At 61.2% G+C, this 13240-nt stretch carries 11 protein-coding genes; 4 read left to right on the forward strand and 7 right to left on the reverse strand.

Features of this window, described 5'->3' with window-relative positions; translation table 11 throughout:
• Nucleotides 1-69: 69 nt before the first annotated feature.
• From nahK to V5E99_RS20850, 6 genes are all read right to left on the reverse strand, one after another.
• Nucleotides 70-2703 (reverse strand): hybrid sensor histidine kinase/response regulator NahK/ErcS', encoded by a 2634-nt coding sequence (gene nahK / locus V5E99_RS20825; protein WP_499804138.1) that lies wholly within the window; start codon nt 2701-2703, stop codon nt 70-72.
• Nucleotides 2633-3796 carry a nitric oxide-sensing protein NosP gene (gene nosP, locus V5E99_RS20830; RefSeq protein WP_499804139.1) on the reverse strand — a complete coding sequence of 388 codons (1164 nt, stop codon included), beginning with the start codon at nt 3794-3796 and terminating at the stop codon, nt 2633-2635. The genes nahK and nosP overlap by 71 nt, the downstream gene beginning before the upstream one ends.
• A gap of 291 nt (nt 3797-4087) precedes the next feature.
• On the reverse strand, nt 4088-5272 hold the full coding sequence (locus V5E99_RS20835) for a porin (protein ID WP_499804140.1): 1185 nt from the start codon (nt 5270-5272) through the stop codon (nt 4088-4090).
• A 209-nt stretch (nt 5273-5481) separates the two neighbouring features.
• Entirely contained in the window at nt 5482-6288 is an 807-nt protein-coding gene (locus V5E99_RS20840; protein WP_499804141.1) for a sulfite exporter TauE/SafE family protein, read from the reverse strand.
• A 9-nt stretch (nt 6289-6297) separates the two neighbouring features.
• Complete coding sequence (locus tag V5E99_RS20845; protein ID WP_499804142.1) at nt 6298-7542, reverse strand: NAD(P)/FAD-dependent oxidoreductase; 1245 nt, start codon at nt 7540-7542, stop codon at nt 6298-6300.
• Between the two features lie 34 nt (nt 7543-7576).
• Nucleotides 7577-7912 carry an ArsR/SmtB family transcription factor gene (locus tag V5E99_RS20850; RefSeq protein ID WP_427628806.1) on the reverse strand — a complete coding sequence of 112 codons (336 nt, stop codon included), beginning with the start codon at nt 7910-7912 and terminating at the stop codon, nt 7577-7579.
• A 103-nt stretch (nt 7913-8015) separates the two neighbouring features.
• Here V5E99_RS20850 and V5E99_RS20855 point away from each other — a divergent pair, with 103 nt between their 5' ends.
• The gene (locus V5E99_RS20855) at nt 8016-8879 is read left to right on the forward strand and encodes an MBL fold metallo-hydrolase (RefSeq protein WP_499804143.1); all 864 of its coding nucleotides are present in this window, start codon (nt 8016-8018) and stop codon (nt 8877-8879) included.
• A gap of 114 nt (nt 8880-8993) precedes the next feature.
• Here the strand turns inward: V5E99_RS20855 and bkdR are convergent, their stop codons facing one another.
• Nucleotides 8994-9479 (reverse strand): Bkd operon transcriptional regulator BkdR, encoded by a 486-nt coding sequence (gene bkdR, locus V5E99_RS20860; protein ID WP_123408806.1) that lies wholly within the window; start codon nt 9477-9479, stop codon nt 8994-8996.
• 186 nt (nt 9480-9665) lie between these two features.
• Between bkdR and V5E99_RS20865 the strand changes: the two genes are divergently transcribed.
• From V5E99_RS20865 to V5E99_RS20875, 3 genes are all read left to right on the forward strand, one after another.
• Nucleotides 9666-10901, forward strand: coding sequence for a 3-methyl-2-oxobutanoate dehydrogenase (2-methylpropanoyl-transferring) subunit alpha (locus V5E99_RS20865; protein ID WP_499804144.1), 1236 nt, complete (start codon nt 9666-9668; stop codon nt 10899-10901).
• A gap of 61 nt (nt 10902-10962) precedes the next feature.
• Nucleotides 10963-11961, forward strand: a complete 999-nt coding sequence (locus V5E99_RS20870; RefSeq protein ID WP_499804185.1) for an alpha-ketoacid dehydrogenase subunit beta — start codon at nt 10963-10965, stop codon at nt 11959-11961.
• Nucleotides 11962-13239 (forward strand): dihydrolipoamide acetyltransferase family protein, encoded by a 1278-nt coding sequence (locus V5E99_RS20875; protein ID WP_499804145.1) that lies wholly within the window; start codon nt 11962-11964, stop codon nt 13237-13239.
• Nucleotide 13240 lies beyond the last annotated feature (1 nt).

The raw sequence follows: 13240 nt of genomic DNA on the forward strand, positions 1-13240 counted from the left end.
AGCTTGGAATGCGTTCCAACTGTGGGAGCGGGCTTGCTCGCGAAGAGGCCAGCACAAACACCTAAAGTCTCAAGGCCTGCCGAGCAGGTGACTCATCGCCGTCTTGAGCTTCATCGGCCGTACCGGTTTATGCATCAAGGTGTGCCCCAGCTCACGGATCTGCAGCTTGAGTTCATTGCTGTAATTGGCGGTGATCATCATCGCCGGAATAGCCGAGCCACGCCGGGCGTTGATCCGGGCCACGGCGTCAACGCCGTTCTGGTCGTCGTCCAGGTGATAGTCGGCGATCAGCAGGTCGGCCTCTTCGTGGTAGTTATCGACTTGCCGCGCCAGGTCTTGCTCCGACAGCGCCGTGACCACCCGACAGCCCCAACCTTCCAGCAACGTCCTCATCCCCGCACAAATCGCCGCGTCGTTATCCAGCACCCAGACCCGGGCACCGCGCAGGCGCTCAAGCATCGGCTCGCTCATCATCAGGCTCGGCAACGCCTTGGGCGCCGTGGCGCTGAGCGGCACTTCGACGGAAAACATCGAGCCCTTGCCCGGCCACGACCGCACATGAATCCGATGCCCAAGAATCCCGGCGATTTTCTCGACAATCGCCAGACCCAGGCCCAACCCGCGATCCTGATCCGGACGCTGCACATCGCCGCGTTTGAACTCCTGGAAAATCTCTTCCAGGCGATTTTCGGCAATGCCCATACCGCTGTCCCAGACTTCAATCGACAAGCGCTGATGATGACGCCGACAACCGAGCACGATGCGACCGCTGTAGGTGTAGCGAATCGCGTTGCTCAGCAGGTTGCGCAGTATCCGCGCCAGCAACTGGATATCGCTGCGCACCAACGCAGAACAGGCAATGAAGTGCAGCTCAAGCCCTTCGCTGCGGGCCACTTGGGTGTATTCGGCGGCGAGGTTTTCCAGCAATTCGCTGAGGGCGAACGGCGCGATGTCAGCCTTGATCACCCCGGCATCGAGTTTGGAAATGTCCACCAAGGTGCCCAACAGGTTTTCCACGTCTTCCAGGGAATTGCTGACGTTGCGCACCAGAATCGCGTTGGCCACCGGCTCCCGGCGCTCCAGCAAAGCGCTGGTAAACAACCGCGCAGCGTTGAGCGGTTGCAGCAGGTCGTGGCTGACGGCGGCGAGAAACTTGGTCTTCGACAGGTTGGCCTGTTCGGCTTCGAGCTTGGCCTCGCGCAGGCGCGACTCCACCCGCCGACGCTCGTCGATCTCGCGCAGCAGTTGATCGTTGAGGGTGGTCAGTTCCGCCGTGCGTTCGCGCACCCGCAGTTCAAGGTTTTGATAGGCCTGATGCAGCGCCTCGGCGGTGCGGCGGCGCTCGGTGATGTCGCGGATCAACACGAAAATCCCCACCACTTCCCCGGTGGCCAGGCGATTGGGCACGTAGGAACGCAGCATGTAGCGCTCCTGATTGTTGATGTTGGTTTCGGCGAACTCGAAGGTCACGCTTTCACCCGCCAAGGCCCGGGCGACATAGGCTTCCAGGCGTTGGTAATGCTGCTCGCTGTGCACCTCGCGCAGGCTCTGCCCGAGCATTACGCCCCGGGGCCAGCAGTACCATTCTTCGTAGACCTTGTTGGTGAACTCGTAGACCAGATCCGCATTCAGGTAAGCGATCAGCGCCGGCACGTGGTCAGTGATCAGGCGAATCCAGCGCTCGCTTTCACTGAGCGCTTCGGCGTGCTGGTAGCGTTCGGTGATGTCGGTAAACGTGTTGACGAAGCCACCGGTGGGCAGCGGATGGGTGCGGATTTCCAGAACCCGGCCGTCGTAGAGACGCTGTTCACATTCCTGCACCGGCCGACCGTTGCTGTCACGACTGGCCGGAGTCAGCAGGTTCAATTCGCTGTCGGCGATGACTTCGGCGAACGGACGATGGGCCGCCACCGGGGCCAAGCCGCTGAGTTCAAGAAAACGTCGGTTCCACAGTTCCAGGATGCCGTCGGCGTTAACCATCGCCACGCCTTGGGACAGGTTGTCCACGGCCCGCTGCAACAGATGGGATTTCTGCGCCACCGCTTGCTCGCGGCGTACGGTTTCGCTGAGTTTGACGTCGGTGATGTCGGTGAACAGGATCACCCGCCCGCCCTCCTGGGTCGGCCGTTCGCTGACTTGCAGCCAGCGGCCGTTTTGCAGGCGATACAACAGATTCTGATCGGCATGGCCCCGGGGCTCTTCGGTGAACAACCCGGTGGCGGTCATCAGTCGCTTGACCTCGGCCAGGTGCATGCCGGCAATGATCCGCACTCGGCTGTTGCCCCAGAACGCCTTGAAGCGGCTGTTGAACAGCACAATGCGCTGGTCTTCGTCGAACAACACGAAGGCGTCGGAAATGCTCTCGATGGCGTCGATCAAATGCTGGTGCGCGGTTTCTGCGCGCAAACGCGCGTCGCTGAGCAAGTGGTTGCCAGCCTTGAGTTCGGCCATGGCCTGGTTCAGGGCGTCGGTACGTTCGCGGACCTGCTCGGCCAGCACCACCGAATGCTGGAACGCCGCGTACGGATCGTTGCCCCGGGTGATGCCGGATTCGATGCGCTCGATCAGCGCGGCATTGATGCGCTGCAGTTTTTGATTATCGCGCTGCAGGCGGGCGATCTGTGCCTGGAGCTCAACGGTGTCCAGGGGAACGGCCTCGGGCAATGGCAACCCCGGTGAAGGTCTGGTTGATGTGCATGCCATTGAACTGTTCTCCGTAGGTGTTGAACCCCATCACCCGATGCTCACGCAAAAACGCCCCGATCGGCTCCAGGCTGTCGCGGTCTTCCAGTTCCAGGCGCCGCAGGAAGCAGTCGCAACCGATGGTCAGCAACAGGTCGCCGAGGCGTTCTTCCAGGCCTTCGAACAGCGCTTGCAGGTTCGGGAGCATGGGGCCGGGGGTCATGGCGGTGAGGACGATGCCGGTTTCCACGGCGCAGTAGAAACTCAGGCTCAGGTCCGGGTGGACTTGCTGGATGGCGCGCACGTAATACTGATCGTTGATCCGCACCGCCAACGGGTGCGCGGCGAAGATCCGGTGATCGAGTTCGGCCACCGGCACACCGATGTGCCGGGCGTACTCCTCGGCGGCGGGCTCGGCGTTGAGTTCGAAGACTCGCCGCGACGCGCTGTCGGCCCCGGTGACCACCAGTTTTTCCGCCCGGGGCAGGATGTGGTGGGTGGTGAACACTTCGAAATCGAGCCAGGTGTTGACCAGCACCACCACCGCCGCGCCGCTGTGGAATTCACCGCCGAAGTACACATGGGTGTGGGTCAGGTAATTGTCATCGCCGGCGGAACCGCCGAAATGCGGAATGTCGCCCAATGCCGCACTCAGCGCGGCGAGGACCATTTCTTCACGGCTGGACAGACCATCGAGCAGGGTCAGGGCAAAGCTGTTGCCCTTGATCGGCGCCAGGGTGTTGCTGCGGCAACCGCTCACCAGTCGCTCGACCATTTGCTGGGCGTCGATCAGGCTGAAGCGCTCCATTTCGTCGATCAGTTCGATGGCGATGGAAAAATGCCGATGGTCGAAACCCACCGCCGTCACGCAATTGCGGCCATAGCCTTGCGGGGTGATTTCCCCGGCGCTGGTGCAACCCACCAGGCGAATCCCGCCGAAACTCTGCTCCAGGGCCTGTCCCAGCGCCTGCAAGTCGTACTCGGCGGAACAGAAAAACAACACAAAACCCAGATGCGGATGCAACAACTGTCGCGCCAACTCCTGGGCTGCCTGCTGCGCGTCGGTGGCCTGGGACATCGCGCTGACCACGCCTTCACTCTGGACCTGCTGCATTGTCGCCTCCCGCAGGTGCGCCTGTATGAGGTGCGAGTGTACGAAGCTTGCGGGCCGGGACGTATGCTACTTGGGTAGCGGTCTTGGGATTCGATGGGATGAGAGTGGTGACAGATCTACAAAACACCACACAGATCACTATAGGAGCGAGGCTTGCCCGCGAAGAGGCCGTCACATTCAACATCAATGTCGACTGACACACCGCTTTCGCGGGCAAGCCTCGCTCCTACAGGGATCTGCGTGTGGGAAAATCTCGCCGCGATGCGCGCAGCCAGACTCGCCACCCAAGCCTTACCAGGTCAACACCGCCCCCACCGCAAACGTATCGGTGTCTTCGTTCTGCGCACTGGTGTCGTGGCCGTCGATGCTGAACTGGTTGTACTCGGCCACCAGCTTCAGGTTGTCATTCACGTCATGGAACAGCGCAATGCCACGGGTTTTATAGTCCGCGCCGCTGCCGACCACGCCGTTGCCGTCGTCATCGGTCTTGCCATAGGACAGCGCCAAGCGGTTCTTGCCCAGTTTGTAGGAGCCCTGCATCAGGTAACCGGTGCTGTCGACGTTACGCAACGTGGCTTCGCCGGCATTGTTGGTGAAAAACGGGTTGATGCCTTTGGCCTGGAACCCGGAACCGGTCAGCGACAAGCCGCCCATTTTCGCCTGCACGCCATAACCGACGCCTTTGGAGGTGACGGATTTAACCGTGGAATCGGTGTTGTCCGAGGTCTGGTAGCTGCCGTTGACCCAGCTGTAGATCTTCGCCCCGGCCACATCGAACTGGTAGGTGATCTCGCTCTCGGTACGCGGGTTTTCCTGATAGGCCTTGCCCAAGGCGCTGCTGTTGTTGGTGTCCACCGGGTCCATGATCCCCACCGCTACCCGCAAACCGTCCATCACCGGCGTGCGGTAGGTGATTTGCGAGGTCGGGAACGGGTATGGATAACCGCTGCCGATGTTGCCGAACGACACCCCGCCACCGTCCACCAGCCCCAGGCTGTCGCTGACCTGGCCGTAACCGGCGAGCAGTTCATCGAGCAGGATGTTGGAGCGGGCAAACAGGCCGAAATCCTTGCCGATCAGCACCTCGCCCCACTCGGGATTAGCCACCGTGCCATAGAACTGCCGCACGTCGATGGCGGTGTCGGTGCCGTTGGTCTGGCTGTCGTTGATGGTCACCCAGAACGAAGCCCGGGCGCCGAGTTTGAGGTCATCGATCTGCTTGCCCATGTTGAAGCCCAGGTAGTTGGGCAAAAAACCCATCTTGACCCGCGCCTGGCGGCGGTCGTACTGATCGCCGGCCCGGTCCACGTTGCTGTTCACATAGAACGCGTTGATGTAACCGTCGGTAGAGAACGTGGTCTGGTCCTTGTCGTACAGCATGATCTCGGCGTCAGCCCATGGGCTCAGACCAAAGGACGACAGGCCGGCGATAACGGCAGGCAAGAAACGATGCGTGAAGTTCTTATTGTTATGCATGGCGCACTCCGCAACAGGGGACGAGTTGTCGGAGGCGATTATCGAAAGCTGACCGGCGGCGTCATACGCTGCCTTGGAGGTGGTTTTGAACTGCTTTGGAGGGGCCGGTGGCGCGCGGCAACTCCGGCGTAAGACCGGGCCGTTGCAAGGCCCGGAACTTAAGGCGTACGCCTGCAAGCGGGACTGGCACCCGGAGGAACCAGTACCGGCTAGGCGCCCGCTCTAAACAGCATGTAAGCGGCGACCACGACACAGACGCTGGCGAAGCCGACCTGCAACGCGCGAGCCGGCACCAGGGCACACAACCTGCGGCCAATGACCATGCCGACGATGCTGGCGACGATAAATGCCACGCCCAGGCTGTCGATCCGGACACCGGCATGAAACGCGCCGATCACGCCGATGGCCGAAATCAAACTGATCACCATCAACGACGTCGCAACGATCCCGCGCATCTGCACGTCGGTCAGTTGCTTGAACGCCGGGACGATCAGAAAGCCACCGCCCACACCGAGCAACCCCGAAACCACACCGGTCACCGCGCCAAGTGCCGCCAGGGTCGCGGTGCATTTGGCGGTCCAGGAAAAGCGCCCGGTCTGCTGATCGAGCATGCAGTTCTTCTGGCCCCAGTTGGCGTGGCCGTGGTCGCTCGGGCCTTCGTCCTCGCGTTCGCGGCGCAACATCCGCCAGGCCACCATGACCATCAGCAAGCTGAACAGGATCATCAGGATTTTTTCCGGCAACTGATGGGCGAAGTAGATGCCCACCGGGGAAAACACCGCGCCCAGCAAGGCGATCAGCAGCGCCGCGCGATAACGCACCAGACCATGGCGCAAACCGTCGATGGCCCCCACCGCCGCAGCGCTACCCACCGCAAACAACGCGACCGGCGCCGCTTGAGTCATGGTCCAGCCGAGCCCCAGCACCAACGCCGGCACCGCCAGAATCCCGCCCCCGGCCCCGGTCAGACCGAGGAGCAGGCCCATCAGCACACCAAAAAAACTTGCCAGCAACATAGGGTTCTCTCAATCGACCTTGGACACGGCAGTCAGCCACTCGCGGCCCTTGAGCATGCCGTTCCAGTAGAACCACGGCAGCAGCGTCGCCTTGAGCCACCACGCCGAACGCCGGGGCACCGTCGGGTCGAGGGCGAAGGTCGGCAGCAACCTGCCGGCATAGCCGAATTCGGCGAGGATCACCTTGCCCTTCTCCACCGTCAGCGGGCAGGAGCCGTAACCGTCGTATTTGAGTGGCATCGCCAGTTCCTTGCGCAGCGCCAACAGGTTTTCGGCGACCACGACAATCTGCTTGCGCACGGCGGCGGCGGTTTTCGCGTTGCTGGTGGAGCAGATATCGCCCAGGCCGAAGACCTCGGGATACCGCACGTGTTGCAGCGTGTGCAGGTTCACCTCGCACCAACCAGCGGCGTCGGCCAACGGGCTGTGGCGGATGAAATCCGGGGACACCTGAGGCGGCACGACGTGCAGCAGGTCGAAGGTTTTTTCCTCGACCGTGACCGTACCGGCCGCATCCTTGACCTCGAACCACGCGGTTTTCGCCGGGCCATCGACCTTGATCAGGTTGGAGGTGAAGGCCAACCGGGCGTTGTATTTTTCGATGTACTTCATCAGCGGCGGGACGAAGGTCGGCACGCCGAACAGCGCGACGCCGGCCAGATTGAACTCGACATCAATGTTGTTCAGCACACCGCTTTTGAGCCAGTGATCACAGGACAGGTACATCGCCTTCTGCGGGGCTCCGGCGCATTTGATCGGGATCGGTGGCTGGGTGAAGATCGCCTTGCCGCCGCGCATACCCTTGACCAGTGCCCAGGTATAGGCCGCGTGCTGGTAGCTGTAGTTGGAGGTGACGCCATGCAGGCCGAGGGTTTCCTGCAAGCCTTCGATCTTCTCCCAGGCCAGGCGCAGGCCAGGGCAGACGATGAGATTTTTATAGCCGATAGTGCGGCCATCATCGAGGGTCAGGTACTGGCGGTCGGCGGCGATATCGGTGACGGCTGCCTGAACCCAAGTGGCTTGGCGCGGCATGACGCTGGACATTGGCCGTACCGTGTCTTCCACCGTGTAGGCGCCACCGCCAACCAAGGTCCAGGCCGGTTGGTAGTAGTGCCGGGCGCTGGGTTCGATGACGGTGATGTTCAACGACGGATCGCGCTTGAGGAGGCTGGCAACCAAGCCAATCCCGGCACTGCCGCCGCCTATCACCACGATGTCTGCACTGATGGTTGGGCCCCAGTGTTGATCGTTCATAGGTTTTCCTTTTTGCTGCACGCATATAGCAGGGTCATGCCCAGCTTTTTAATACCGCTCCGCAATACAGGCCAGAGAGGGTTTTCATCACTTGAATCACTTCGTGACTGGCCAGGCCATAAAAAATGTATTTGCCTTCGCGGCGGGTCGCTACCAAGCCCTCGTCGCGCAAGATGCCCAGCTGTTGGGACAGTGTGGGCTGGCGCACGCCGGTCATGGTTTCCAGCTCGCCAACGTTGCGTTCGCCTTGAGTCAATTGGCAGAGAATCAGCAAGCGATCTTCGTTGGCCAACGCCTTGAGCAGCGCGCAAGCTTTGGAGGCCGACGCCCGTAATTGGGCGACTTCACATTCGGTCAGACTGGATTGCATTTGCAGGATGCCTTCGACGTCACTTAAGCTGCAGACATTATGTGTAAACATAAAGTGTTGCAACTGGTTACTGTCTTTCCACCCTTTTCCCAGGTCCGATTCCATGTCCGCGCAGATTGAAGCCTTCCTCGACCCCGCCTCGTCGACCTACAGCTACGTCATCTACGAGCAGGATGGCGGGCAGTGCGCGATTGTCGATCCGGTGCTCGATTACGACCCGGCAGCCGGGCGAACCACCACCGTCCAGGCCGACCGCATCATTGCCTTCGTGCGCGAACACCAGTTGCAGGTGCAATGGCTGCTGGAAACCCACGCTCACGCCGATCACCTGTCCGCTGCGCCGTACTTGCGTCGGGAGCTGGGCGGCAAGATTGCGATTGGTCAGTCGATCAGCAAGGTCCAAGGCGTGTTCAAGAGCCTGTTCAATCTGGAGCCGGAATTTTGCGTTGACGGTTCGCAGTTCGATCACCTGTTCGCGCCGAACGAGTCGTTCATGATTGGCAATCTCAAGGCCAGCGCCCTGCACGTGCCCGGCCACACCCCGGCAGACATGGCGTATTTGATCGACGGCGATGTGATTCTGGTGGGCGACACGCTGTTCATGCCGGATGTCGGCACCGCGCGTTGCGATTTCCCGGGTGGCAACGCCAACCAGTTGTTCGCCTCGATCCACAAGCTACTGGCCTTCCCTGCCGGCGTGCGGCTTTACGTTTGCCACGACTATCCGCCCGAAGGTCGCGAGCCCCACTGCCAGACCACCGTGGGCGAACAACGCAAAAGCAACGTTCACGTACATGACGGGATTGATGAAGCGGCGTTCGTCGCCATGCGCACCCAGCGTGATGCCGGGTTGGGCATGCCAAACCTGTTGCTGCCAGCGATTCAGGTGAATGTGCGGGCGGGGAATATGCCGCCGGCCGAGGATAACGGCGTGACGTACCTGAAGATCCCGATTAACAAACTTTAAGATTAAAAGATCGCAGCCTTCGGCAGCGCCTACACCGATCGTGTGCAACCGCAATCCGGCGGAGGCACCCGTTCCCGTAGGAGCTGCCGAAGGCTGCGATCCTTTGACGTTGCCTTAGGCGAGAGTCAACCCGTTCGCCGGCAACGGCAACGCCGTCTTATATCGCACCTGCTTGAGCGCAAAGCTCGACCGAATGTTGGCCACCCCAGGCACTTTGGTCAGAAAATCCATCATAAAGCGCTCCAGGGACTGAATGGTCGGCACCAGCACCCGAATCAAATAGTCCGGGTCGCCGGCCATCAAATAGCACTCCATCACTTCCGGGCGATCCGAAATCGCCTCCTCAAAATGCGCCAGCGCCTCTTCCACCTGCTTCTCCAGGCTGACATGAATAAACACATTCACATGCAGCCCCAACAGGTCGGCATCCAGCAAGGTCACTTGCTCGCGAATCAGCCCTAATTCCTCCATTGCCTTGACCCGGTTGAAACACGGGGTCGGCGACAGGTTGACCGAGCGTGCGAGGTCGGCATTGGTGATGCGGGCGTTCTCTTGAAGGCTATTGAGAATGCCGATATCGGTACGGTCCAATTTGCGCATGAGACAAAACCACCTGTTATTTTTGTTTATGCAGAATTTCTATCCTCAAATGACCGCCAACGCAACGAAACACAGAGAAATATTCTCCTGCGCCGGGCCTATGATGTTTGTAGGACAAGATTTCCATCACCCATGGAATGACCGTCAGCTCACTACAAAAAATTCACAAGATCGAGCGTAGAAGCCATGAACCAAGCGTACGAACCGCTGCGCCTGCACGTTCCCGAACCCTCGGGCCGTCCCGGCTGCAAAACAGACTTTTCCTACCTGCGTCTGACCGACGCCGGCCTGGTGCGCAAACCTCCAATCGACGTAGAACCCGCCGACACCGCAGACTTGGCCAAAGGCCTGATTCGCGTGCTCGACGATCAGGGCAACGCCCTCGGTCCATGGGCTGAAGGGGTGCCGGTCGAGATCCTGCGTAAAGGCATGCGCGCCATGCTCAAGACGCGGATTTTCGACAACCGCATGGTGGTCGCCCAGCGTCAGAAAAAAATGTCGTTCTACATGCAAAGCCTCGGCGAAGAAGCCATCGGCAGTGCCCAGGCCCTGGCCTTGAACATCGACGACATGTGCTTCCCCACCTACCGCCAGCAAAGCATCCTGATGGCCCGCGAAGTGCCGCTGGTGGACCTGATCTGCCAACTGCTGTCCAACGAGCGCGATCCGCTCAAGGGCCGCCAGTTGCCGATCATGTATTCGGTGCGCGATCACGGCTTCTTCACCATTTCCGGCAACCTCGCCACCCAATTCGTACAAGGGGTGGGCTGGGGCATGGCGTCGGCGATCAAGGGCGACACCAAAATCGCCTCGGCCTGGATCGGTGACGGCGCCACCGCTGAATCGGACTTCCATACCGCCCTCACCTTCGCCCACGTTTACCGGGCGCCGGTGATCCTCAACGTGGTCAACAACCAATGGGCGATTTCGACCTTCCAGGCAATTGCCGGTGGTGAAGCCACCACGTTTGCCGGTCGTGGCGTTGGTTGCGGCATCGCCTCGCTGCGGGTCGATGGCAACGATTTCATCGCGGTCTACGCCGCCTCTGCCTGGGCCGCCGAACGGGCGCGCCGCAACCTCGGCCCGACCATGCTCGAATGGGTCACCTACCGAGCCGGCCCGCACTCGACCTCCGATGATCCGTCCAAATACCGTCCGGCCGACGACTGGAGCCACTTCCCGCTGGGCGACCCGATTGCGCGCCTCAAGCAGCACCTGGTGAAAATCGGCCAGTGGTCCGAAGAGGAACACACCGCCGTCAGCGCCGAACTGGAAGCCGAAGTGATCGCCGCGCAAAAAGAAGCCGAACAGTACGGCACCCTCGCCGGCGGCCAGATTCCAAGCGCCGCGACCATGTTCGAAGACGTCTACAAAGAGATGCCGGAGCACTTGAAGCGCCAGCGTCAAGAGTTGGGGATCTGACATGAACGATCACAACACCAGCATTGAATTGGAAACCGCCATGACCACGACCACCATGACCATGATCCAGGCCCTGCGCTCGGCCATGGATGTGATGCTTGAGCGTGACGACAACGTCGTGGTGTTCGGCCAGGACGTGGGTTACTTCGGCGGTGTATTCCGCTGCACCGAAGGCTTGCAGAGCAAGTACGGCACCTCCCGCGTATTCGACGCGCCGATCTCCGAAAGCGGGATCGTTGGCGTCGCCGTGGGCATGGGCGCTTACGGTTTGCGGCCAGTGGCCGAGATTCAGTTCGCCGACTATGTATACCCGGCGTCCGACCAGATCATTTCCGAAGCGGCGCGCCTGCGTTATCGCTCGGCCGGCGAGTTCACCGCGCCGATGACCCTGCGCATGCCTTGCGGCGGCGGCATCTACGGCGGCCAGACCCACAGCCAAAGTATTGAGGCGATGTTCACCCAGGTCTGCGGCTTGCGCACGGTCATGCCGTCCAACCCGTACGACGCCAAAGGCTTGCTGATCGCCTCCATCGAAAACGATGACCCGGTGATCTTCCTGGAGCCGAAACGCCTGTACAACGGCCCGTTCGACGGCCACCACGACCGCCCGGTAACCCCGTGGTCGAAACACCCGGCCGCGCAAGTGCCGGACGGTTACTACACCGTGCCACTGGACGTCGCCGCCATCACCCGTCCGGGCAAGGACGTGACCATCCTGACCTACGGCACCACGGTTTACGTGTCGCAAGTCGCCGCTGAAGAAAGCGGTGTCGATGCGGAAGTCATCGACCTGCGCAGCCTGTGGCCGCTGGACCTGGAAACCATCGTCAAATCGGTTAAGAAAACCGGCCGCTGCGTGATCGTTCACGAAGCCACCCGCACCTGCGGTTTTGGTGCCGAACTGGCCGCGCTGGTGCAAGAGCACTGCTTCCACTACCTGGAAGCGCCGATCGAACGCGTCACCGGTTGGGACACCCCCTACCCGCACGCGCAAGAGTGGGCGTATTTCCCTGGCCCGACCCGTGTGGGCGCGGCTTTGAAACGGGTCATGGAGGTCTGAATGGGCACGCACGTTATTAAGATGCCGGACATTGGCGAAGGCATTGCAGAAGTTGAACTGTCGGTTTGGCACGTGAAAGTCGGCGACATGGTCGTCGAGGATCAGGTGCTGGCCGATGTGATGACCGACAAGGCGATGGTCGATATCCCTTCGCCGGTGCATGGCAAAGTCATTTCTCTGGGCGGTGTGCCGGGGGAAGTGATGGCGGTTGGCAGCATCCTGATCAGCATTGAAGTCGAAGGCGCGGGTAACTTTAAAGAGTCCACGCAGCCTGCGGCGGTTGTTGCTAAAGAAGCGCCGGTTGCAGCGCCTTCTAAAGTTGAAGCCGTGGTTGAAAGCAAACCGGTCGCGTCTCCTCGTCCAGCCGCCGTTTGCCAAGGCCCGATGGTGGCTCGCGAGGCCGATGAGCGTCCGCTGGCCTCCCCGGCCGTGCGCAAACATGCGCTGGACCTCGGCATCCAGTTGCGTCTGGTCCGCGGCACCGGCCCGGCCGGCCGCGTACTGCACGAAGACCTCGATGCGTATCTGGCCGAAGGTCAGTCAAATGCCTGCGCACCGGTTGCCGCTTACGCCCAGCGTAACGACGAAGCGCAAATCCCGGTGATCGGCATGCGCCGCAAGATCGCCCAGCGCATGCAGGACGCCACCCAGCGCGCCGCCCACTTCAGTTATGTGGAGGAAATCGACGTCACTGCCGTGGAAGAATTGCGCGCGCACTTGAACGAAAAACACGGCGCGACGCGCGGCAAGCTGACGTTGCTGCCGTTCCTGGTTCGTGCCCTGGTCGTGGCCCTGCGTGACTTCCCGCAGATCAATGCCCGTTACGACGACGAAGCCCAGGTCATCACCCGCCTCGGCGCGGTGCATGTCGGCGTCGCCACCCAGAGCGATATCGGTTTGATGGTGCCGGTGGTGCGTCACGCCGAGGCCCGCAGCCTGTGGGACAGCGCCCAGGAAATCTCGCGCTTGGCCACCGCCGCGCGTAATGGCAAGGCCAGCCGCGATGAACTGTCCGGCTCGACCATCACCCTGACCAGCCTCGGCGCGTTGGGCGGCATCGTCAGCACCCCGGTGCTGAACCTGCCGGAAGTGGCGATTGTCGGCGTGAACAAAATCGTCGAACGGCCGATGGTGGTCAAAGGCCAGATCGTGATTCGCAAGATGATGAACCTCTCCAGCTCCTTCGATCACCGGGTGGTCGATGGCATGGACGCGGCGCAATTCATCCAGGCCATCCGTGGCTTGCTCGAACAACCCGCCACCCTGTTTGTGGAGTGAC

This window comes from Janthinobacterium sp. LPB2021202312-11-4 (genome assembly GCF_037049705.1).
Classification (GTDB): domain Bacteria; phylum Pseudomonadota; class Gammaproteobacteria; order Pseudomonadales; family Pseudomonadaceae; genus Aquipseudomonas.

Bases quoted from the DNA above. Each gene is read 5' to 3' on its own strand.
- nahK (WP_499804138.1), bottom strand. From the start codon at position 2,703: ATGGCATGCACATCAACCAGACCTTCACCGGGGTTGCCATTGCCCGAG.
- nosP (WP_499804139.1), bottom strand. From the start codon at position 3,796: ATGCAGCAGGTCCAGAGTGAAGGCGTGGTCAGCGCGATGTCCCAGGCC.
- V5E99_RS20835 (WP_499804140.1), bottom strand. From the start codon at position 5,272: ATGCATAACAATAAGAACTTCACGCATCGTTTCTTGCCTGCCGTTATC.
- V5E99_RS20840 (WP_499804141.1), bottom strand. From the start codon at position 6,288: ATGTTGCTGGCAAGTTTTTTTGGTGTGCTGATGGGCCTGCTCCTCGGT.
- V5E99_RS20845 (WP_499804142.1), bottom strand. From the start codon at position 7,542: ATGAACGATCAACACTGGGGCCCAACCATCAGTGCAGACATCGTGGTG.
- V5E99_RS20850 (WP_427628806.1), bottom strand. From the start codon at position 7,912: ATGCAATCCAGTCTGACCGAATGTGAAGTCGCCCAATTACGGGCGTCG.
- V5E99_RS20855 (WP_499804143.1), top strand. From the start codon at position 8,016: ATGTCCGCGCAGATTGAAGCCTTCCTCGACCCCGCCTCGTCGACCTAC.
- bkdR (WP_123408806.1), bottom strand. From the start codon at position 9,479: ATGCGCAAATTGGACCGTACCGATATCGGCATTCTCAATAGCCTTCAA.
- V5E99_RS20865 (WP_499804144.1), top strand. From the start codon at position 9,666: ATGAACCAAGCGTACGAACCGCTGCGCCTGCACGTTCCCGAACCCTCG.
- V5E99_RS20870 (WP_499804185.1), top strand. From the start codon at position 10,963: ATGATCCAGGCCCTGCGCTCGGCCATGGATGTGATGCTTGAGCGTGAC.
- V5E99_RS20875 (WP_499804145.1), top strand. From the start codon at position 11,962: ATGGGCACGCACGTTATTAAGATGCCGGACATTGGCGAAGGCATTGCA.